A 22,888-nucleotide genomic window follows, 5' to 3' on the forward strand; every position below is an offset into this window, starting at 1 on the left:
CGCCCGAACAGTCAAACGATGACACCACGAGGTCGGCCTCAGTAATCGGATGCCGTTTTCGTGCCCCCACCGTGTTGCGTTACCCGGGGTCGGCACCGGACGCGTACAGCGCCGTGGGTGAAGGCCAGGTCTGTGGCCTTGCTCGACCAGATGTATGCCTCGCCCGGGCCGAGCTGAGCGAGTTTCTCCGCAGTGAGGCCGGACAGAGCAGCATTCGCCTTCTGTAGGTGCTTGAGCCAGGCCGGAGACGTGAATTTGTGGAGGATGATGTGGTTGGAGAGCTCAATCAGCTGTACGGGTACGGATGGCGGGTCCTGGCTTGCGACCAGGATGCTCATACCCTTGTGACGCATTTCGCGGACGGACTCGACCAGGCCCGCCACAAGGTCCGGACTGTCGATGTACTTGTGGGCTTCGTCAAAGACGACCAGTTTGTTGAAGCGACGGTCACCGTCGCGGGCATCGGCGAACAGCTGCATCAGGACGACGAACAGGCCGAGGGCGTCGTCCTTTTCGATGAGGTCGTCGCGCAGGTCGACGATGACGAGGCGTCCGGGGCGGATCAGGCTGCTGAGCCGGACATTGTCGTCGATGTACTCCGCTGCCAGCTCCAGGCGGTCCTCTGCGAGGTCTTTGATGTGGTCCGGCATCCGAGAGTTGGCCAGTTCATGGCGGATCGTGTCGAGAGTGAGGTTGTTGCGGTGTTTACGGATGGCCTTGGCGATCTGCTTGATGTACGTGGACCGGCTCCCGACGGCGCCGAGCAGGAACTTCCAGTGCTTGGCCTTGAGTTCGGCTGATGAAAAGGCCAGTGGGTGCACTTCGATGCCCGGGTATTGCGCGCGACGTTCGTCTACCTGGGCCTCTGGTGCGAGAAGGACGACGTCCGTCAGAGCTCGCGGCTCGGTGCCGTAACGTTCTTTGAGAGCCGCAAGTTGGGCGCTGTCATCGTTGGGGTGCACCATCGAGGTGAACTCGGGTGCGTAGTCCTGGGTCTTGCTGTAGTGGAAGACCACCGTAGCCAGCGGGTGCGGCAGGACGTTGATGGCCGGCGCTGGGAGCGAGGCTGCTTCGATGACGCTGCCCAGGGTGTAGCTCTTGCCGCCACCTTGGACGCCGAAAAGGCTGATGGTGTGGGTCTCGTTGAGGTCCAGGGAGACGGTACGGCCAGCGATTTCCCCCAGGACGCCGTGCTGGAGAGACGGACGGGTGACACCGAGGTAGATCTCTGGTTTGTGGGTGCGGGGCGCAGGCGGAGCGGAGGGCGGGGTGACGGGGCTCGGGCCGTCCGGGGGAGGGGCGCCGCGAAGGTTCTGTGGGGTGACTCCGGTGATCTCGGGCGGCGCGTCGGGCAGAACCGGGTCTGCCGTGGTTGGCGGAGCTGTCCGGACGGACTCCCCTTCCAGGCGGGCAGGTTGATCGCGCGTCGGTTGTAGTGGGGCGGAAGCTTTCTCTCCGCCCGACACTGGTTCCTCCTCCCGCGCTGGCTGTTCCGTTTCCGCCACCACACCGTCGTCCGCGCGGAAGGCCGCATCAGTGGGACGCGGGAGGGAGAGCTGGAGCAGAGCCAGGGTCGGAGCAGTCGCGGCACCGTCGGGTGCCGGGACGCCGTGGTCGTCGACCATGGGCTCGACGTTGTCCCGCAGCTCCGGCACACCTGGTCGCACCGTCGGGATCGCCGCGACGAGTTCGGTGATGAGGTCTTGGCCGATGCGGTGGAACTCCACATCGCCGTCGGTTTCCTGGTCGGTGCCGCTGCGGGCGAGGTCGAAAATCAGGCCGCTCCGGGTGAAGCGGAGCTGGTAACCGTCGTCGAGGCTGTCGAGCAGTTGATGGGCTACGGAGCGGGCGGTCTGGTTCAGGGTGCCGTGGCGGGCTGCGCGCTCCAGGTAGAAGCGGAGCATGGACGCGAGGGTGAGGTTCTTGACGGGGCGATCGACGCGGTCGGGGGCGGTGAGGTTTGGGTCGAAGGACTCGGCGAGTACCGTTTGGCTGCGTTCCAGCTGCTGGGTGACCTTGGTCTTGAGCCGCTGGTAGGAGCCGACGTCGTCGAGCGCGGTGTAGCACTTCACCTCGACGAGACGGCAGGTGATGGTCCGTCGCCGTGCGTCGAGTTGGAACAGCGCGAGGTCGCTGCGCTGGAAGGAGAGGGAATCGCCGAGTTCGCGAGCTTGGCGGCGGGCCTCGGTGTACAGCTCGGGGTGGGCGTCGAGGGGCACGACGATCTGGTTGTGCAGGACGTCTTGGTAGTCCAGGTAGAGACGGGCCAGGGCCAGGCCGAGGACCTCGGTGCGTTGGTTGGGCGCGGTGGACGCCAGCTTGAAGGCCAGGTTGCCCGACAACAGCCGGAGCTGGTCGAAGAACGTGTTGAGGTGGCGTTCTTCGACGGCGAGTCCGTGCTGTTCGGCTGTCGGCCGGAGGAGGGTGCGCAGCTCGTCGACCGAGTTGGAGCTGACCATGATCTGGTGTCCGAGCCCACTGCCCTGGGCGGGTGCGTAGTCGATGACGTACTCGGGCCTACCGTGTTGGCTGGCGTCGTCGAAGTACTCCAGGCCCAGTGTGCGGTCGATGGTGACGACCCAGTCGCCGGACTGGTGTGCCTGGTAGAGGAGATTGCGGGCATCGACATCGAGCGACAAGACGGTGCACGGGACATTGCGCAGAGCCTGGCCAGCGGTGGCTACGCAGGCTGCGGCAGTGGCGAGCAGGGCGGGGAGGCGGCCCATCAACGTGGTGAGGTCTTCGGCGTCGTCTACCGCGAGGGCCGTGCCATGGCGTGGGGCGGTGCGCCAGACAATCTGCTGGTCCCTCTCCTCGTAGGCGGAGGCGGTTGCCTGCACCAGTCCGTGGACGGGCGCGTGGGTGATGTCCTGGCGCGCCGTGGAGGCATGTTGCTCGCCGCCGAAAGCATCGATGAGGATGGTGAGATGGGCGTCGAACTCCGCTGGCTGTCGAGTGAACTCGTACACCGAACGCACGGAGTGGACGAGTTTGGCTACCCGGGCTGGACCAGTGGTGTGCAGGAAAGCTTCGGCCTCGGCGGAGGGGATCTGGCTCTGTGCGCTCTGCAACTCCATCAGGGCGGCGCCGGTCTCGGGGGCCTCGGGATCGATCACGCAGAGACGGATGTCGTAGGTGAGGTCGTGTGTTGCCGTACGGCGCTGCAGTTCGAGTAGGGCGTCGGCGACGATCTCGGCCCGGCCCGCGTTGACTACGTTCATCACGAGGCTGCTGACGTACGGGTGCAGGCGGACGTAGCGCTCGATGCGGTCGGCCAGAGCCATCCCGGATAGCGCACCGCTGCCGTTGGTAGTGGCCTGGGCGTTCTCGGGAGGGAGGTTCAGGGCAGTGGCGAGCCGGCCGATCACCCCGCGGGGGTCGGCGGTCTCGCTCGGCAGGTACACGCCCCAGTACGGGGTGAGATTGTCGGTCGCGGCCATCAACCGTCCGTCCTGACGCGGGACGGCGAAGGGGAAGCCGAGGGGTGCCGGTGACACCAGCAACGATTCCCGTACGGGGAGGACCGTCTTCTTGTCTCCGGAGGCCAGGCGGCCTGTCCAGTCCAAGCCGAGTGCCGACCACGTGGCCAGCCACAGCGCCCGCAGCGGGTGGGTGGGGGCCACGAGCAGGACGGTGTCGCGTCGGCCCGTTCCGTCGGTGAGCGTCGCTGCCACGCAGTCGATCTGCTGGACGCGGGCGAGCGCCTCCAGAGCGTCGCCCCGGGTAGTGTCGGTCGCTCTTTCGACTTGGAGCGCGGCTGCGTCGACGAGCTCGGCGTACGCCTCGGCGTACGCGGCGAGTTCGTCGCGTACTTGCTCGAAGTCGATCGCTTCACTGACCAGGAGCTCGGCGGGTTCGATGGCCTCGGCCGTCTCGCCTGTGATCGCGGTGAAATAGGCCCGCCGGGCGGCGACGAACGTGTCGTAGGCCTCGGCTGCCCGGCTGTAGAGGGAGCGCCCGAGGTCCCTGTCGTCCCCATCGGGCAGTCGAGCGGTGCCATCCGGGTGCAGGAGCAATCGGCGCAGACTGGTGTCGCCGGGGTGTGCGAGCAGATGTTGCTGGGTTTGGACGAGCAGCGGGGACAGCCGGATTTCGCCATTGCCCGCAGCGTGAATTTTCGCACTGAGGGTGCGGTGTGGGCTCCGGGCGCTGAATGCTTTCCACCGGATGTCTGTGGCGGTGACCTGCGTTGGGTCCTCTCCCGCGGCGAGTGCGTCCAGTTGCAGGGAGCGTAGAGCCTGGGTGAGGCCGGGAAAGCGTCCAGCGTTGCGTTCCGGTGGCTCCTCGGCCTCAGCGTTGGGGACGACGTAGAACCGCTCGCTCTCTCCGCCGGGCAGGTCGTGGGCGCCAGGGGCGACGTGAAGAGTCTCGTCTTCCGCATTCAGGGGGACGACGCGGACGTAGTGCCATCCCTCCTCCCAGTCGATCTTGTTGAGGCGGCCCAGTGCCTTCTTGTACTCGGGCTTGGCCGTCTTCCCCTTGCCGATGTGGGACGCCCTGCCGATCGGGCCACCGCTCTCGGAAACGATCTCCACGCGGAAGCGCTCCAGCCCTTCCACCTTGCGTGGATTGGGCCGCACGGCAAAGCGCACGGTGATGTCGCGGACTCCCTTCTCGCCGGTGAGGAGGTAGGGCTGGCCTGCGATGGAGGCCAGTGCCGGGTAGTCCGTCAGGTGTTGGGAGTTGTCGCCTGCTGAGGGCAGGCCGAGTTCGCGAAGGTCGATGGAGAGGGTGGCGCGGTGTCGCTCATCGATGCGCCAGTTACCGAAGGACAGGCCCCAGTTCTCCCGGTCGATGACAATGCGGCGGGTCCACGTCTTGGGGTCTTCCAGGCCACAGCGGGTAGCAAAGGCAGCGAGGCGGGTCGCGAAGTCGCTGTCGCTCAAGCCGAGGTCGAGGACGCGTTGGCGTTCGGAGCGTGGTGAGTCGGTGAGCTTCTGCACCAGGCCGTGGTTCTTGCCGACTCGTTCCCGTACCTGGGCTGGGTCGGTGAACAGGTCGAAGTCCGGTACGAGGCCGAAGTGGTAGACCGCCGCTCCGGCGACTGGGCCACGGTAGCCGTTGATCTGAAGGGTGAGGAGATATTGGGTGATGGCACGATCGCCTGTTTGTCGCCCGTCAGGGCGGGTGCGGATGGCAGCCAGCAGTTCGTCGACGCCAGGACGCAGCTGCTGCGGCACTTGGTCGAGAAGATGACCGGCGAGATGAGCGTATGTGTCGCCCAGCGGGACTTCCTCGAACGTGGCGATGCCGAAGGAATCCTCGGCACTGACCCGGGTGCCCGGCGGCACGAAGACCATGAGCGGGCCGGGGAGGGCGCCTTCGCCGTCCCTGCGGTTTCGTAGTTCAACCAGCTTGGTGCTGCTGACGCCCACGTCATGCAACGGCCTGTCCGGGGAGAGATCCTCGGCGGGCCAGAGCAGACAGACCGTAGCATCGGGACCGAGCGCACCGCGCAGCCGACGCACCAGGGAGGCGGCGAGTTCGGGCTCGACTTCGGTGACACGCATGCAGTGCCCCGCGCCGCGCTCGGCGACGAGCTTGGCCAACTGGGGCACGAGGATGCCTTCGAGGGCCTCGCGTAGGTCCTTCGCGGTGGCCTCGACCAGGCCGGTCGTGCCAGTCGGGGGGCTGGTCATCGGATGCTGGCCTCCGTCCGTGCGCCGGTGCCGATGGCGTACCTGGGAGTGATGGTCTGCGTCAGGTAGGCATCGGACATGTCCTGGTAGTAGCCGATCTCGCGCAGGCGGTTGAGGAAGGCGGCGGAGTTGGCGCGTAGCGCCGCCTGGTCGTCGAGGTGGGCGCCGGTGAAGCCGTCGCCATCGGGGAGGCGGTCGATATAGAGCCCGTATCGGGAGCGCAGCAGCGCGAGAAATGCGTCCACCCGCATCGGGGCGGTGGCCAGATCACCGTTGCCGTCGGCGTCCTCGCGTAGCAACGAAACCTGGAGGAGGACTTCGAGGAGACGCCCGTCCAGAATGAACCGACGTGCGGAGTCCGCGCCGCCACCGCGAGGCTGGGCCAGGAGGGCGCCTGGACGGTGTTTCAGCAACATCGAGTCGAGACACTTCACGAACTGGCTCCGGTAGTAACGGCCGCGGTAGTGCATGAGCATCTCGGTGTACTCGTCGAACGGGTCGAGTCCGAGCTGGATGATCTGCTTGAGTTCGGGCGGGAGGTCCTCCTCCTCGTCCCGCACCCGGTTGACGCGCTGGAGGAAGAAGGCGTCGCGGTCCTTGCGGCGCTTCTTGTCCAGGAGTCGCAGCGCCTCTTCAGGGGTGAAGTGGTTCCGACCGGCAGGTCGGCTCAGCGTTCCAACTTTGGCCAGGGACTCGGCGAAGTCATCAAGCTTCTTCACCTGGTAGGTCGCCTGGATGAATCGGGGGATACGCCGGTACCAGATGTCCGCGCTGTGCTCGGCGAGGGCGGCGGACGCGGTGCCGGGGGTGCCGTCCGCATCGAGGAAGAGCCGCACCTGGTGCGGGCAGCGGTCCGCCGTGGCCTGCGAGCCGTGCCCCTTGCGGCAGGTGTCCGGCACTGTGCCCCTGGTGACCGTCGCGGGCAGTAACTTCATCATCCGCAGGTGGTACAGCGCCAGGTGGAAGGCGAACAGTGTTTTGAGGTAGTCCACCAGTACGGTGCGCGGCATGTGGTCCTGGTGGTAGAGGAGCCGCATGACGTCCTGGCAGAGCAACTGTGCGGGTTCGGCGCACAGAGGCGGATAGGGAGTGCGAGGCTTGCTCGTGTCCGCCTGGTCCTGCATCCGCCCGCCCGCCAGCTTGACCAGGTGCAACAGTGCCTGCGTCTCCACGTCGGTGTCCGGGCCAGGGCTGATGGCGCCGGTGGCCCGGTCCACGTCGGAGAAGAAGAACTCCCGCAGTCCCTTAAGGGCGCCGTCGTCCGCACAGAGCATCTCGTACAACTGCTCGTCGGCTCCGTACGGGCGGGATTTGCGGCTGTTGCGAAACCTGTAGGTGAAGCCGTGCAGCGGCCTGGGAGCGGCCACGGCTTCATCGGACCTGCCGCGATTGACCATGTCCATGAGATGGGTGACGGTCCAGCGGGTGGTGGTCTCCCGGTCGAAGCCGTCGAACACCTCGGGGTGCTCCAGGAACAGCTTGACGAACACGTCGACGTCGAGCGTCGATGTACGGCTGATCTTGCTTGGCATGCCCTGGTGCCACAGCCGGGCAAGCAGCGCGGTGAGAACCCGGTCCATGTCCAGCGGCTTGTAGTCGATCCGGCTGACCCCGGGGTGGTGGAACGTGCCGAGCGATCCCGTCAGCGCCATGCCGTCTCCTCCGCCCCGTCGGTGTGTTGGTCGTCGTCCAGGCCGCCGGCCGCATCTGCCGAGGCGGCTGCCAGGTCTTCCATGTGTAGGACGCCGTCCTCGGAGCGGTGGACGCGGCGCAGATCGTGTCCGTGTGTGGTGAGGAGCACTTCCTGGTAGGGGACAGCGGCCAGCCGGTTCTTGAACACGGCCAACGCCAGTTGCTGACCCTGGAGGTCGGCCACCGAGGGCCGGTATCCCTGACCGAACCGCTGCAACAGCTCGAACAGGTCGAGCCGGATGTCCAGCTCCGCGATCCCGCCCTGCCGGCCCGCGGGGTCCTGGTAGGTCAGACGCAGCGCCGTGCGACCGGATTCGATGTAGGCGGAGGCAGTCGGGGGTCCCGGCGCGAGGCGGAACCCTTCGGCGGGGAAGCGGCGGTAACTACGGACGAGACCGCCCGACACCTCGCGCACCTGCAGGGCCAGCGACTTGCCGATGCGGTCTGGAGCGGTCAGACCCTCTCCCCGGTTGAGGGCGCGCAGCACCCAGTCCCGTGCCTCATCGATGGAGGCATCCGTGCTCAACAGCTCCATGAAGTGCAGCACCGAGGGGTAGGGCAGCATCCGCGCCGCCCGCTCTTCATCGTGGAGTTCGAAATAGAGCAGCCGACGTGCCGCGTCGAGGTAGCGGCGGTGATCGGCTGCCTGGCCTGCGTGGCCTCGACCTTTGAGGTTCGACCGGCCGAGTTCAGCGAACCGCTGCGTCAGCAGAACCCGATCCCGAGTTCCGCGCCCGTCCACGGTGACCAGGGCACCGTCCTCCAGCAGCCCCGCATAGTCGAGGCGGCGGTCGAGGCGTGGCTGCGGCACGGCGGCGACGTCGGCCTCTCGCAGCAGGGAGAGCAGTCGGTCGCGCTCCCTCGGGCTGCCGTCATCGGCCGGGGGAGTGCCCTGGTGCGCGGTGAAGTAGAAGCTGTCCAGGACAGCTCGGGCGTCACCGGCCGCGTACAACTTGTGGATTTCCGCGCAGTCACGGCCCGAGGTGAGGGTGAAAGCAAGCGCCGAGCGCAGGTCGCGCAGGGTGATGTGCAGCTTGCCGCGCAGCTGCGTCAGTTCGTAGAGCCGCCGTAGCCGCCGCATCGCCTGTGGCCCGGCGGAGGGGTGCTGGAAGGTCTGCGCGTTGTGCCGGGCATAGCAGGTGGTAGCGAGGTCGCAGGTCGCGCACTCCTCCCAGAACCGTTCGTGCGTCATCCGTGTGAGCATCCGCTCCAGCAGTGACTCGCCGTCCAGCGGAACGCCGTCCGCGTCTGCCGGACGGGCCGCCACGTCACGGGCGTTCAGGTTGACGACGGCGACTGTCTGTCCCGTCTGCCGCCCAGCGAGGCCCAGGTTGACGAGTTTGGCGAGGTAGGGAAAGCGGTCGTGGTGGTGGCTCAGGAAGTCGATCAGCCGCCCCTCGTTGACCGCGATCAGCCGCGTCTCACCCTCGATGCCGTCCCAGCCGGACTCGTCCTCACCGGCGAATGGCGCGAAGAACTCCTCCAGGACGTCGTCCCCGCCGACCTCGCCTTCGTCCTGGCTGCCGTCGTGGTTGGTGCGGAACCGGCGGCCGTCCAACGTGAAGTCGTTGCCGTTGGGCCGCCGGGGCCCGAACTCGGCGCCCAGCTCAAGGGCCTGACGCTCGAAGCTTTCCAGGAACGCGGTCTTTCCATCGCCCGCGTTCCCAGTGACGACGACGAGTGCGTGCTTGCCCTGCCGCAGCGCGGGGACCAGCTCGCGGTCCAGGGCCGTCTCGACGTACACGGACATGGTGTGCGGGTCGAGGCCCCGCGTGCCGCGGTTGCTGCGTCGGCTCTGGCTGTACAGGGTCTGCAGATGCGCCACGAACGGGTTGGTGTCGGGTTCGGAGACCGATTGTTCGCCAGGACCATCGCTGGACGGCGGGACGGGCGGCAACTCCAGGCGCTCGGGTGTGGGAGCGGGGGGCGGTACATCCCGTGCGGACTCCAACGTCTGGAGCGCCTGGAGCAGTTCCTCTGCCGTGGTGAACCGCTCGCTGCGGCTCGGGGAGATCGACCGGAGGAGGATCTCGGCGAAACCGGGGGCGAGATCGCCGAAGCCGCTGTACGCGACCCGAGGGTCGGTCGGCGCGACGTTGGGCAGCGGTGAGTTCGCGTCCCACGGGTACTGCCCGCCGGTCAAAGCCTCGTACAGCGTGACCCCCAGACCGAACAGATCACGATCGACGTATCCGGTCGCGTTGGCCGGCACCTGGTCCAAATCAGGCGGGCTGTAGCGGGCGCTGGTGTAGGTGTGTCCTTCGGAGGAGTCGGCAGTCTTGGCGATCCCGAAGTCGATCAGCCTGACGCCGTCGTCGGTCCACAGCAGGTTGCTCGGCTTGATGTCGCAGTGCCACACCCCGAGGTCATGGATGTGTCGCAGCCCACGCGCGGTATCGACGGCAAGCCGCAGCACGTCCGCCGCGCCCATTCTCCCGCTGCGGATCACCTCGGCGACGTCCTTGCCCTCGACGAACTCGAAGACCAGATACGGGTACGGATCGGGGGCGGCCAGCCGGTCCGCGTCCACCATGGACACGACATTGGGGTGCGGCGTGCCCTGCAGCCGCTGCAGCACGTCGGCCTCGCGCTTGAGCCGCTCCAGCGGGGAGTCGCGGTCCCTGAGGACCAGCTTCACCGCCCGGTCGACGCTCCGTATCGTGTCGTACACCCGGTAGGCCACGCCGAATCCGCCGGGTTGGCCAAGACGGTGGCGCACCAGGTACTTGGTGCCGAGCTGGAAGTCGGCGGGCAGACGTTTGAAGAAGTCCGCTCCACGCGGTGCGTCCGGGCCGCCGGATTGGTCGGCAGCGGATGATTGCATCGGTCGCGCGGCCGAGGAGCCGATCCGCTTGGCCCCGGCGCGGCGCGCGCCGATCGCCAGGTCCAGGCGGCGCAGCGCTTCCAGGGCGCTGGGCCGCGCGTCCGGGGCCGTCGCGCACAGCGTTCGCAGCCAGTGCGCCAGCTCCACCCGGACCCCGGCGTTCTCCAGCCCGTCTGCCGGTAGTTGGCCGGCGGCCCCCGCCTGTTCGGTCACCGAGCCGAACGGCAACTCTCCAGTGAGCAGTTGGTAACCGATGACGCCGACTGCGTAGACGTCCGACGCCATCCCCATGGCGGCGGGGTCGGTGTGGCATTCGGGAGCGAGGTACGTCGGGTCGGCGACCTGCCGGGCCTCCTGAAGCACCGTGTGACCGCGCTGCTGAGCGGTCTTGGCGTACTCGAAGCCGGTCAACATCGCCCGGCCGTCCTGCGCGATCAGAATCGTCGAGGGGTTCAGCTCGCGGTGCGCGATCCGCCGGCTGTGCGCGTGCGCGAGCCCCTGCAAGACGTGCCGAATGCTGCGCAGCTTGGCGTCGGCGGTCAGCGGGTCGGCGGCCCCGGTCAGGTGCAGCTTCAGGGCATGCCCGGGTACATCGTCGAAGACGGTGACGTACACGCCCCGGTCCTCGTCGGCGAAGAAGTCCCGCACCCCCACGATGTTCGGATGCGCGGGCAGCTTGCCCAACGCCTCGTAGGCGATCCCGATCCGCTTCTGCTGCCGCAACCGCTCGGCCTCCGGCGCGTACGGGTCGGCCTGGCGGACCTGGAGCCGGACCGTGCCCGAACCCTGCACCGCGAGGGCGTTCTTCGCCCGGTACTCGTCCAGAACATCGGCGCCCTCGGCGTGCTGGGACTCGCTGAGCCGCTCGATCACCTCCCAGCTGCCGTATCTCAGCGGCCCCGACGGCGCGTGCGAGGCGCCCCGCACCGTGTTCACGATCGCCTCGTGGTGCGCGGAGATATCCGTGTCGAACCGACCGGACGACGCAGGCATCCGGCCGACATCCGTCAGGCGTCCGATCAGAGCCGGCAGAGCGACCGTCGCCTTCGCGTCGCGCTGCACGGGCGTGTTGTCCACCAGGACCGCGTCCCGGGCCGAGAGGACGACCAGCGCATCGGTCCAGAGCCGGGACAGCGGCAGGTGTGCGGTCTCCAGGATCGTCTTGAGCTGCTTGGCGTGGCTCTGCAGCTTGGGAACCGGGCTCCGGAACGGGGCCCGCCTCGCCGGATGCCAGCGGCTGCCATCGACCTCGATCCGGCCGCTGGTGCCCTTGACGTCGATGACGTACACCGCGTGCCCGGTGACCACCACGAGGTCAACCTCGAACAGACGGTTCCCATACGAAATTTCGACGGAGTGCAGGACTGTCCAGTCGTCCGGCGCGTGATCACGCAGGTGCGCGATCACGCGCCGCTCGGCATCGTTGACGGCCTCCCCAACAGCAACGATCCTGGCACCCATCAGCCAACGGCCTCCTCAACGGCAGCGGTGAGCAGCGCGAGCGCCTTGTCCTCAAGGACATCGGCGCGGTCGCGACATCGGTAGGCGGTGCGAACGGTGGCGGCAATGCGCTCGCGGTCGGCGGGGGGAGCGATCGGAACCGGGATCTGGGTCCGCAGGAACTCGTGGATATCCTGCTGCTTGCCGCCGACGCTGAGTGATCGCAGGACCCGGAAGGCTGTCTGGGAGCGGAAGAAGGCGAAGAGGTACGCACCGGAGACGTCGGGGGCGCCAGTGACTACGCGGAGGAAATGCTGGGTGTAGGCGTAGTCAAGCCACTTGCCGGTTACGAAGATGGGTTGGCAGAACACCTCGTTCTCACCGAGGGTTCCTTGTGCCGCGATCATGACGGTCTCGTCTTCAGCGAAGATGCCGCCCGGCGCATGGGCGGCGCTGATCCAGCGGCCTTCCGGACGCAGCCAGAAGCCCTGCCTTTGACCTACGAGTTGAACGCCGTTCTCGGGATCGCTGTCGACTCGCTTGAACCGGACTCCCGACCCAAGGTGGCCGCCGGAGCAGATGTCCCCGAGCTTGGCTCCCGGCACCGTTTCGAGCTTCTCGATCAACCGCTGAGCCCTCGGCGCAAAGTTCAACGCTCGCAGAGAGGTCGGCCCCACGCTGGCGACCTCGAAGCCGAGATCCCGTTCCTGCTGATGCCACCGCAGCTCGTTCAGCTCGGAGAGCCCGTTGCTGTCGAAGAAGTCCTTGGTCGCGGCTACGAGTTCGGCCTGGTGCCGAGCGCGCAGCTCCGCGCTCTCCTCCACCAGCTCATGAATCTCGGACTCCACCCGATCGCCGAACCTCGGAACCGGCAGCCCCGCAATGTGGTGCGGCTCGATGTGCTTAACTGCCGATCCGTACACCGACCCGCGTACGAGTGCCTCGCCGAACCGGCTGAGCAGGAAGGCGTACAGATATCCCGACTTGATCTGCTCGGGGTCGGGCTGCACCTTGAGGGTGTCCTGCGAAGACCAGATGCCGTCCATGTCCGGACGGACATAGGCCCGCCTGCCTGCGTTGAAGCCTGAGCACGAGATCAGCGTCATCCCCGGCTTGAGTTGCAGGTACGACAGTGCCGCTGAGTGGGCGTCGGCCTTCCGCAGCCTGGGTAGCCCGGTGAGGTCGGCGGCCATCATGTCCTTCGTGCCGAGGAACGGCACACTGTGCTCGGGGTCGGTGAGGTAGACCCGGCGGAACATGGGGCCGTTGAAGATCCCACCGTTGTGTCCTGTCGTCAGGCTCGCCAACGGCACCGTCTCTGGAAGCCGTTGTAGCAGCTTCCTCACTTTCAGCGCGCCCGAGACATACGGCGAAGCGTCGAGTCGGAGCCCTTGTTCCTGGAACCAGGCGGATGTCACTGGGTTGGACAGGTTGGCGATCTTCACGCGCCCGCCTCCGTGCCCTGGCGCGGGTCGGTGCCCGGCACCGGGTACTTGGCTCGGAATTCCCGGTAGTTTGCCGCGATCACCGGTAGGTCGTTGTCGATGACCCGTTTGCTGCGCCGTAGAGGTCGGACGACCTCCTTGCCGCGAATACGCAGACGCTCCTGCTCGACCGAGGTCTCGACCACGATCTTCCCGTTGGGCTCTCGCTTGTGTAGTTCGTTCCCACGTCGGTCGAAGCCGACCTTCTCGGCGACTGCCATGAAGACCGGATACTCCTTCTCCGTCCCTAGCCGGTGATTACGGATTTCCTGGTCCGTCTTGCGCTTGAGGAAGAGGAGTGTGGTGAGAATGTTGACGTTGGCATCGACGACGAACGTCTCCACAGGCAGTTCGATGCTTGCGAGGATCCAGCAGTGCTCCAGGATGTACCGGCGGATCGCCTCGTCGGTCGGGCCCGGGTTGGACAGGATTCCGTTGGGCAGGACGATGCCGATGCGGCCGGCAGGCTTGACCCACTCGATGGCGCGTTGGATGAACAGCTGCTCGGGAGCCATGCTGCTCGGCTTGCTGGTCAGGCTCTCCTCGATCTCACCCGTTTCCTTGTTTCGACCCCAGGACTTGGCGATTCCGTCGCGGAAAGATCCCAAGACCGACTCGTCGCTGACCGGGATGTCCGCCCCGAATGGTGGGTTGGTCAGCAGAACGTTGACGGTCTTGCCGAGCGGGATCTTCTTCTTCGCTTCCTCGACGCCCGGGAGGTGCCCACGCGGGAAGGCGAGAGAGTCCATGTGGAAGACATTCCCGGTGGTCTCCGCAAGCGTCATGATCGACATGGTGGTCGCACGGACCAGGAAGGGGTCGAAGTCCGCACCCATCAGGTGCTTCTCCGCGTACTCCTTCAGCCGGTCCCGGTAGCGCTCCCGTTCCTCGTCAGTGTCCGGGAAGCCATAGGTGCCGGCCTTCTTCTTCCAGGTGTCGTGCAGGTGCTTGAGCGTGGCCTGGAGGAAGCCGCCGGTGCCGCAGGTCGGGTCGAGGACCGTCTCGTCCTCCTGTGGGTCGAGGATCTCGACCATGAGATTGACCGCGCCGCGCGGGGTGAAGTATTGACCCCGGTCACCGCGCAGATTGGTGCCGACGAGCTCCTGGTATGCGAGGCCCTTGGCGTCGACGTCGGTGCCGCTCAGGTCGTACGGAGCGATCTCGCTGACGATGAACGCGAGCGCCCGGTCGGAGAGGGTGATCTCGTCGGTGGGCCTGAACACGTCCTTGTACTCGCGCTTGACGTCCTCGAAGAGCTCCCTGACGCGGGCGCTGATCGCTGCCCGGCCGTCCTTCTCGAACATCTCCTTCAGGCCAGTGCGGAAGCGGCCATGGCTGGTGCCCCGGCTGACCCGCTCGTCGTACATCTTGGCGAAGAGCAGGTAGAGGAACTGCCAGAAGGCGGCGTCCTTCGGCATGCCCTCGTTGCCGTGGATGTAGTTGTGGCAGCGCCGGAACGCGGTCTTGAGGCGCTCGGGCTCTGCTCGTCGCAGTCGCTGGTGCGAGGCGACGGTGCGGCTGCCGAGGGTCCCGTCGGCGACTGCCCAGTCACTGCGATCCTCAAAATCCGCACCGAAGTCGCTGACTACCTTCTTGAGGAAGAAGAAGTCGACTCCGTCTGTCCACATGCCGTCCGCGCACAGCGGGCGTTCCTCGTTGCCCATCAGCTCCTGGAGGGCTTCAAGATCCTTCTGCGCCTGGCCGGGCTCACGGAGTTTGACGACGTTCTTGCCCTTGCTCTTGGGTTCCGGCTTGCAGATCACCACGCGGCGTAGGTTCCCCGGGGCGTGCGGCGCGCCTGACTCGAAGATCGCGATATCGGCCGACTTGGTCCGCTTCCGCTTTGAGCCCTCTTCGCTGACTGTGACGCGGAAGTCGCGCGCCATGTCGGCGGGGTCGATGCCGTGCTCGTGGACGAGGGCCCGGGCGATGCGCTGGCGGACCTTCTCCTTCTCGGTCTCCTTGATCGCCTCACCGGTGATGTAGTCGACGATCTGCCCTTCTTCCAGGGCCGTGACCTGTGGCTGGGTCGCCTCCGCTGACGCCGCCCGACCGGCACCGTCCGCAGGTTGCTGCGGGCTGTCCAGATCCAAGGTCAGTTCCTCCATCGGCGGATGCTTCTTCCCTTTGCTCGGTGGTGCGTGAGATACCAGCCGCTTTAGGGCTCTGCTGCGGCTCTGCAGGCTCTCCCGCAACGGCTGTCACCTGCGATCCTACGGCCCAGAAACCGACGGGCGGAGCCTTCCTGGAGAAGGCATATCGACCCCTTTCGCAAGCCCGTTGACCTTAGCGACAGGCACTGACAATCACCGGCGACCGGCGGTCAGTCTCGCGTCCGTTGCCTCCCGCCTGTCACGGCTCCGTCGGCCCGGTGTCGGTGTCGGTCCCCTCGTTCTGCCGCACCTCGTAGGCCAACTCTTCGAGTGAGCCCTCGTCGGGCACGAACCACCGCACTGTGCCCTGTGTCGAGGTGTTCACGCCTGACGCCTCCGCCCGCATTTTCCGGGCCAGACCACTGGGTGAGTACCACTTTTGGTCCGCGGCCCAACGCAGAGGATTCCTGTTGCCGTTCTCGTTCGACCATGTTGCACGGGCACGGTCAGGATTCGCCGCGAGCCAGTCCGTCATCTCGCGCCGTTCCGGCCGCGAGAAGGGGCGGAACTCCAGCTCGGTGCCCTCCGCGATGCGGCCTGCGGTGATGAGGGTGACGACCGCGTTGACCTGCCGCCCGCGCTGCTCGGCTCCCGCGACCTGGTATCCGTCCTGAAGAGTGGGAGCGGCGCTGCCGGAGTCAAGTCCCCGCATGGCCGCGCGGACCACGCGCTGCATGCGTTCGGCGTTGCGGACCGCAGCGATGATGTGGCTGCTCTTGCCATACTCGTCGTCGATCGCACGCAGTACCCACGCGAAGGTGTCCTGCACCAGCTGCGGCACCTTGGCGAGTTCGCCCGGCCAGTTGAAGTCCGGGTTCTCGATGGCAGTGGTGTTCAAGCGGCGGAAGACAATGTGGGTGACGAGAAGGTCACCCTGCGAAGCGGCGGCATCGGCGCGCCAGAGCAGGCCGTCGCGGAGCGCCTTGAGCTCCTTTCGGACCGCGCGGAGCAGTTCGACCGAGCGCCAGACCCGGTACACGTTCGGGGACGTCCCAAAGATCTGCTCGTAGACGCTGTCTTCCCAAAGACCTGCGAGGTTCTGGTCTCGCTTGGCCACCGCCGCGAGCTGAGCATTGGGGTGGACGGCGGCCAGGGCCTCCGCGGCATCCGCCATGGAGCAGCCGTGCTGCTCCTCTTCCGGGGGACGCTCACCGCGCTTGATGACGTAGCTACGGTGCAGCAACAGGGCGAAATCCTCGCGGAGCTGGATCTGTCCTTGATCGAGCGACTTGAAGTCGCGCTCCTCAATCGGGTTCTGCGTGTTCGTCGTGGTGGTGACCTGGTCCCCGAAGCCCTCCGGGCAGTCCTCCAGGGAGATCAGCCGCACGGTGACCCGGCCGATCTCCGCGGTGTCGGGATCCTTGACGAAGGCCCGATGCAGGGCGCTCACGGTCTGCGCGCCGTTCACCACACTGATGCCGGTCAGCTTGAAGTCACCGACCTTCCCGGGGACTGCTCGGCCGACCGGCTTGATCGTCTCGCAGAGCATGGTGATGCCGTTGCTGAAGTACCAGAAGTGCTCAGGCTGTTCCAACAGCGTGTTCTGAATCTTGATATTGACGTCCGTCAAGTCGAGAGAATCCCGGATGTTGCGAGCGAAGAGCCCTCGGCTGTGCTCGCCGTAGAGGTCCGCGAGGTCGGGGACCGTCATGGTGCCGTAGAGCGCCTTGTACGGGGTCGACTCCTGCACGAACCCATCAAGCCTGACCGAGGCATCGATCTTCGGCGCAGCCGCGTCGCCGAGGATGGTTCGGTGGAAGTCACGCAGATCGAGAACCTTGTAGTCGACGATCTCATCGACTTCGTTCTGCGCGGCGACCTTTTCTTCCAGCAACTCCCGCACTCTGGGGTCAAGGGGCGCGGTCCGCATCAGCGCAAGGACGATGGTCACCTTCGGCAGGCCCAATTCGAACGCCTGCTGGAGAGTTGGCACCAGTGGCTGGAAACGACTGTTGAACTTCGAGTAGGCCCGGTCGAAGAGCAGGTCAAGGCCGCGGAACAGCTTGTGCACCGCCTCCTCGTCAAAGCCGCCCTTGCCCGCGTCGCTCCACTTGGCTTGCACCAGACAGATCCGCGGCTGCGGAGTGCTGAGCTCCACCGAGATCGCGTCCAGGCCGCGGTCGTCAGCGCCGTCGAAGACGCATGCAGCGGCGGCCCGCGGACCGACCTGGTGTTCATACTGCACGGCGAGCGCCGCGATACCGCGACTGAGGAATGCCTGTCGACGACCCTGTGCGGAGGTCGATTTCGGCAGGTCTGACATGTCCAGCAGGTCAGCGTACCGCTCGTCGATGGCGTTGCGGATGTACTCGATGTGCAGCTTGCTCATGGCGTGCTCCTGCCCCCCCCGGAACTTACTGATGGGGAGGAGGGTATAAGGCGAAGATCGCTCTCACGCAACTTTTCGCCAGCTGGAGGAGGTTCCGTTGCAATCCTTTGTGGGTCGGTCTTGAGGGCGTCGACGACTGCCCGCGCGGTCCCGCATCCGCAAGGCTGGTGCAGATTCGGAGCGGTCCGCGCCGCACATGCCGCCGGACTGTCATGGCATGAGTGCCGGCGCCGCTGTCTGTCCAGCCGCCCGACCAGCTGCTAGTCAGACGACGACGGCCACCGGCCGGTTAAGGGCCTGCTCGATTAGCGTCGCGAGGCCGGCGACCTCGCCCGTGCCCATCGTCACCACCACTTCCGCGGGCCTGGCAGCGGGCCTCTCCAGACCTGCGGCCCGGCAAACGCGGGCCCCGACCGTTACGGTCAGGGACTGCTCGCTGCGGGCCAGTTGGTACATCTCGCCGCTGCTGAGTTCGTCATTGAGGTGCTGGTGTAGGCGAGGCGGTCGTCGATGGGCCGCTCGCGACGTCTTGAACCGCCAACAAGCGCGCCCCCGCCTGACCGGCCAGTAAGCGCAGCGGCTCGACGCCGTGGTCGTCTCACGAGGGCTCGGCGCCGGAGCCCTCGCCGATGCTCATAGGAGGGCCCTCACCTCCGCCGTGGATAGAGGCGAAGTCCCACTCTGAGGGCTTCTGTCATGCGGGCGTCGAGGGTAGTTCCCGGTCACGGGGGTGAACGCAAGCCACGCACCTATCCGGGGATGCCGAGGTCCTTCAGATAGGTGAGGCGGGCGTTTATCGCCGCAGAGAAGTGGCGCCAGTCTAGGCTTTCGACAAGTTCGATCGGCTTCGGGTTTTCGGCCGAGGATGTGACGTAGCACGCGGCGTCATACAACTGCTCGGCCATGAGCCTTTCGCAGAAAATCCCGAACCGGTTCTGGTACGAGGTTCCTTGCCAGATGCTATCCGCAGGAAGGGCGCCCTTGGCTGTCTTGACCGGCCTCCTGGATCCTTCATCGTCCTGCATGATGAAGAAGTAACCCAGCCAGGGCTTCTCCTTCGGGTACAGCTCGGCGAGGGCCGCTCGGCGCAGGTCTATGGCGCTTCCCAGCGCCTCCTCGACCCTGTTGTTGTAATTGTTGCCGTACGACGGTCCACCCAGTGCTTTCAGCTCGAACGCCGCCACGAGGACTTTCTCGTGGACGACCACGAGGTCCCACTGCTTCTGAGGCCGGTAGTAGCCAGGTAGTTCAAGCCCCTGTGACTTGCTGACCCGGATACTTTCTGGCGGGTACCCAGCATCAAGGAAGAACTTTGACAGCAGAACGGCGATGACGTCGAAGTGCTTGCCGCCACGCACGGAGCCTGCCGTGCCCGCTCCCACGGCGGCCTTGATGGTCGACTGATCCCTCTGCAGCTCCTTGGCGCCCCAGTACGCCGCGATGGCGTCTTCGAAGTCTTGGCGGGTGACCGTCAAGATCCGTTCCTCCTAGTCAGGCAGTTCGGTGAGCCTGTAGACACGCAAAGCGGCCTCAGTGGCGGCCTCCACGTCGCGCTTATCGAAAGCCTCCGCGAGAGCGTCCTGGTCGCTTGCGCTGATCGTCGCGGGATCCGGGACGCGGATCTTCCGAAGGTACTGGGCTTGGAAGCGAAGGGTTCCCCCGCGCATCTTGACCGCGTACGCCCCCACGAATGCCTCCGCGACCCTGGACAGCAACAGACCACCGAGTACGCGCATATCCCAGACGTCCGAGACGATGAAGTACAGGTTGTGGTGAGGGTACAGGTCACCTTCATCGAGGACCGGATGGATCCTCAGCTTCATGTCTGGAAACAGCAGCTTTGGACGGCCGGTGAGGTGGTGGTCGACCTTGTCGATGGTCTTGTACCAGCGCTGCGGCTGCTTGACCGCGATGTAGCGCTTGCGTAGGGCCTCACCGTGCTTCTCGAAGTAGGAGGCGAGACGTGGAAACGCTTCGAGGTCGACCAGAGCCCCGCTGGCCGTCCAGGGGTTGACCAGGTATGTGCCGTCCCAGTTGATCCTGCCGCTGGTGGTGTCGCGGACCATCGCCATGGGAAGCAGCCGGCCTTCTTCGACCAAGTCCTTGTCCTTGGTGAGGAATACCTTGTCCGCACCGGTGGCGATGCCAATGCCGACCCTCGTCCCCGTCTTGGTGTCTTCAAGGGGGCGGAAGCGCTCGGTGAGGTCCTCAAGGATCGCGAGCCTGGCCGGCGAAGCAGATGGCCATGAGTCCTCTTCCGGAAACCAGTGAGGCATGCGAGCAGCCTGGTAGGAAACGGTGGCAATCGTCGGCGGCTTGCCCTTCAGGTACCAGCCGGCGAAGTCTCCCGCCTGTTCCACTCCGAAGGACCGGTTCGTGTCCGCGGCGACTGCCGCGCCTTGGCGCTTGTTTGAGATGAGGGTGATCGCGGGGTACGCCGAAACCTGCTCGTCGAAGGCGTCGACGTCGTGCATCATGAGGGCGAGGTCCATGCTGAAGTGCCTGGTCACCAGCTGCCTCAGCCGTCGGCCGTATTGGTTCCGCATCCAGCGATCCGCGCAGATGAACCCCAGCTGGCCGCCTCGATTGAGACTGCGAAGGGCCACCTCGTAGAACCCGATGTAGATATCGGCCCGGCCACCCATAGTGGGGCAGGCGCGGCGGTAAGCGGCCATCCGGTCGTCTGGAACGTCTTCGAGCCGGATGTATGGAGGGTTGCCGACGACGTAGTCCGCGCGATGCTCAGAGTCTGATTGCAGGAGGTAGTCGGCCTGCTTCACCCACGCTGTGGCGACCCTCCTCGCGTCCTTCGGCTCCCAGCCCTCTCTCTGCAATGTCTCTGCGATCAGCGCCCGGCTCTGTTCTACGTTGCGGCCCAGCAGGTCGAAGGCGCGGACGGCACCGATCGCATCCGTGATGGGGCGCTGGTGCACATGGCATGAGGCGCTGATCCGGGACGCGACGACGGTCAAGAACGCGCCGCCGCCGCAGGCCGGCTCCACGAGCCTCAGCTCGCAGAGATCCTTCTCCGTCGTGTAGCCGAGAAGGTTCAGAATGAGCTCGACAACCCAGGCACGCGTGGACACCTCACCGTACTCCACGGGCTCTTCCAGAGACTCAGGGAAGGAGAGGTCGTCGGTGCCGAACAGCTCGATAGTTGCCACGCAAGGACAGTACCGCCCAGCTCTCCCGCAGCTTGACTTCTATCCACAGATGGTAGTCATTCAATAACTCAATCGAAGGTGAGGTGTCAGGGGTCGGCCTGCTCCCGACCGTCCCGACGCGTCCAGGAACACACCAATCACCTGGTGTTGGAGATGAGAGCCCGGTCGATCCGCAAGCTCGCCGCCTACCTGTGCCGGGCGCCAGGACGCGCCATCCGTATCGGCCGCGAAGACTTACGCTGCCTGCTCCAGCGCTGCGGGTTCACCTTCCAACGCACCAAGACCTGGAAGGAGTCTCGCGACCCCGGACGCGACGCCAAGCTCGACCGGATCGAGCACGTGCTGGACCGCTTCCCGGACCGGTTCTTCGCCTTCGACGCGTTCGGGCCGCTGGGGATCCGGCCGACCGCAGGCTCCTGTTGGGCGAAGCAGGGCAAGCCCAACAGACTACGCGCGGCCCACCGCCGCACCCACGGCGTCACCTACTTCCACGGCTGCTACTCCGTGGATGACGACCGGCTGTGGAACGTCAACGGCCACCGCAGGGACACCGCCAACGCCCTGGCCACACGGAAGTCGATCCGCGCTGCCCGGCCCGACGGAGCCCCGATCTACATCACCCTGAACAACCTCTCCGCCCACACCGGCACGGACATCCGCCACTGGGCGAAGAAGAACAAGGTCAAGCTGCGCTCCACCCCGACCTACGCCTCTGGGCCAACCCGATCGAGGCCCACTTCGGCCCACTGCAGCAGTTCACCCCGGCCAACCCCCTACCGCCGAGGCCGAGGGCCACACCGTCTCCTGCCCAGGTCCCTCGTCTGAGCGCCGAAAGAGTATCTGTGTTTGAAGGGACGTTTCTTCTCAGATCCCATCACCTTGCAGTCTGGGCGATGTAATACCGTGGGGCAGGTCGGATAGGCTCAATGGTTGGAGTCGTTTTGTATGAATCTCCCCTTGTCGGGGCAATCCCGGTCGTGTGTGTGATTATCTACGGCTGGTCATTTGTCCGCGTTCGCATTTCCCTCGAATTCAACTAGGCCGCGCGGTAGGCACTCTGACCTGCCAGGACCGAAGGGCCTACCGCGTTCAGATATTTCCGGGTCGTGTAGCAGCTGACGGAAGATTGGTGCCGCAGCGACTCTCGGTTCGTTAGCCCTCTAGGGCTGATAAGGATCGTGGCCCCTTGGCTGGCGCCCCGTGCAGTCTGGCGTTGCGAACCCTCCGGGGGTAAATGAGTGCACAGCAACCCCGTTATACCTCGCTCCCCTGTGTTGCGCCCCTCGGGAGGTGAGGGCCGGTACCCAAAAAGACTGCGGCGCCCGACGAACCCCCGGGCGCGCCCCCCGGGGGGTGACGGGACCCGGGGAGCCCCACGGGCCGCGCGGCGCAACCAGCGCTGCGCGCCCCTCCAAGTGCTATGACGAACCCAGTTGCATGGCGTTCATCCCTCTCAGCAGCGCGCGCGTTGCGAACCCTCCGGGGTTGATGAGGACGTTCGTCGTCCCGCCGCACCGCCGCACCCGGCCAGTCAGGTTGCGAGCCCCCCGTGGTTGATGAGGACCTGCGGCCCGGTGACATGGTCACGGCCGTCAACCAGTTGCGAACCCCCCCGTGGTTGATGAGGACGCAGCGCGTCTACGAGGCGAAGCGCACCCGGCGGGACATGTTCCGAACCCCCCGGGGTTGATGAGGGCGCGTGTTGGGCGACGGGCAGCTGCTGCTGCCCAACCGGTTGCGAGCCCCCCGTGGTTGATGAGGGCCTGCCGACCACCACCCCCGGCTACGAGGCCCGGCTCACGTTGCGAACCCCCCGGGGTTGATGAGGGCCCATGCCCGCACGGTACGCGGGTACCAGCGCTCAGTGGGTGTTGCGAACCTCCCCCGGGGTTGATGAGGGCGGCCACCCTGCCCGGCATCGCCCGCATCCGGATCATCGGGTTGCGAACCCCCCGGGGTTGATGAGGGCCCGAGAGTAAAGGCGCTGGTCAGAGTGGGCAGACGGGGCTGCTCTTCGGGGTGAGGTGCAGCAGGTCGGCGGTAGTACATCGGTGCTGGTCAAGGGGGGCGTCGAGGTGGCCGAGTGTTGGCTTGCGGTGCCAGCCTCGTTCGGGAGCCCGAGGCGCGGGCCTGTCTTGGTGAACTCGCTGTGACTGGAAGCTC

At 66.2% G+C, this 22,888-nt stretch carries 9 protein-coding genes and 1 pseudogene; 1 reads left to right on the forward strand and 9 read right to left on the reverse strand.

Annotated elements, in window-relative coordinates:
* Window positions 1-38 precede the first annotated feature (38 nt).
* From AOM46_RS35040 to AOM46_RS01425, 9 genes are all read right to left on the reverse strand, one after another.
* A complete protein-coding gene (locus tag AOM46_RS35040; protein ID WP_062204352.1) occupies window positions 39-5,639 on the reverse strand; it encodes a hypothetical protein in 5,601 nt (1,866 codons plus the stop codon).
* Window positions 5,636-7,291, reverse strand: coding sequence for a hypothetical protein (locus AOM46_RS01390; RefSeq protein ID WP_062204354.1), 1,656 nt, complete (start codon window positions 7,289-7,291; stop codon window positions 5,636-5,638). The genes AOM46_RS35040 and AOM46_RS01390 overlap by 4 nt, the downstream gene beginning before the upstream one ends.
* Entirely contained in the window at window positions 7,282-11,616 is a 4,335-nt protein-coding gene (locus AOM46_RS01395) for a serine/threonine protein kinase (RefSeq protein ID WP_067225810.1), read from the reverse strand. Before AOM46_RS01395 ends, AOM46_RS01390 begins: the two co-directional genes overlap by 10 nt.
* Window positions 11,616-13,040, reverse strand: a complete 1,425-nt coding sequence (locus AOM46_RS01400; RefSeq protein WP_062204356.1) for a hypothetical protein — start codon at window positions 13,038-13,040, stop codon at window positions 11,616-11,618. Before AOM46_RS01400 ends, AOM46_RS01395 begins: the two co-directional genes overlap by 1 nt.
* Window positions 13,037-15,187, reverse strand: a complete 2,151-nt coding sequence (locus tag AOM46_RS01405; RefSeq protein ID WP_078856371.1) for an N-6 DNA methylase — start codon at window positions 15,185-15,187, stop codon at window positions 13,037-13,039. The genes AOM46_RS01400 and AOM46_RS01405 overlap by 4 nt, the downstream gene beginning before the upstream one ends.
* Window positions 15,188-15,431: 244 nt before the next feature.
* Window positions 15,432-17,561 (reverse strand): AIPR family protein, encoded by a 2,130-nt coding sequence (locus tag AOM46_RS01410; RefSeq protein ID WP_234313578.1) that lies wholly within the window; start codon window positions 17,559-17,561, stop codon window positions 15,432-15,434.
* A gap of 264 nt (window positions 17,562-17,825) precedes the next feature.
* Window positions 17,826-18,017: a hypothetical protein gene (locus tag AOM46_RS01415; protein ID WP_062204358.1), complete on the reverse strand. Its 192-nt coding sequence runs from the start codon at window positions 18,015-18,017 to the stop codon at window positions 17,826-17,828.
* A gap of 293 nt (window positions 18,018-18,310) precedes the next feature.
* Window positions 18,311-19,036 carry a PaeR7I family type II restriction endonuclease gene (locus AOM46_RS01420; RefSeq protein ID WP_062204361.1) on the reverse strand — a complete coding sequence of 242 codons (726 nt, stop codon included), beginning with the start codon at window positions 19,034-19,036 and terminating at the stop codon, window positions 18,311-18,313.
* Window positions 19,037-19,048: 12 nt separating this feature from the next.
* Complete coding sequence (locus AOM46_RS01425) at window positions 19,049-20,725, reverse strand: Eco57I restriction-modification methylase domain-containing protein (protein ID WP_078856372.1); 1,677 nt, start codon at window positions 20,723-20,725, stop codon at window positions 19,049-19,051.
* Between the two features lie 165 nt (window positions 20,726-20,890).
* On the opposite strand from AOM46_RS01425, the pseudogene AOM46_RS35045 reads away from it, so the two are divergent.
* Window positions 20,891-21,624, forward strand: a pseudogene (locus tag AOM46_RS35045) (transposase); the annotation flags it as partial.
* Window positions 21,625-22,888 lie beyond the last annotated feature (1,264 nt).

It is taken from the genome of Streptomyces sp. NBRC 109706 (genome assembly GCF_000974485.1).
Classification (GTDB): Bacteria; Actinomycetota; Actinomycetes; order Streptomycetales; family Streptomycetaceae; genus Streptomyces.

Coding starts and splice junctions, on each gene's coding strand:
- AOM46_RS01415 (WP_062204358.1), bottom strand. CDS start 18,017: ATGTACCAACTGGCCCGCAGCGAGCAGTCCCTGACCGTAACGGTCGGG.
- AOM46_RS01410 (WP_234313578.1), bottom strand. CDS start 17,561: ATGAGCAAGCTGCACATCGAGTACATCCGCAACGCCATCGACGAGCGG.
- AOM46_RS01405 (WP_078856371.1), bottom strand. CDS start 15,187: ATGGAGGAACTGACCTTGGATCTGGACAGCCCGCAGCAACCTGCGGAC.
- AOM46_RS35040 (WP_062204352.1), bottom strand. CDS start 5,639: ATGACCAGCCCCCCGACTGGCACGACCGGCCTGGTCGAGGCCACCGCG.
- AOM46_RS01390 (WP_062204354.1), bottom strand. CDS start 7,291: ATGGCGCTGACGGGATCGCTCGGCACGTTCCACCACCCCGGGGTCAGC.
- AOM46_RS01395 (WP_067225810.1), bottom strand. CDS start 11,616: ATGGGTGCCAGGATCGTTGCTGTTGGGGAGGCCGTCAACGATGCCGAG.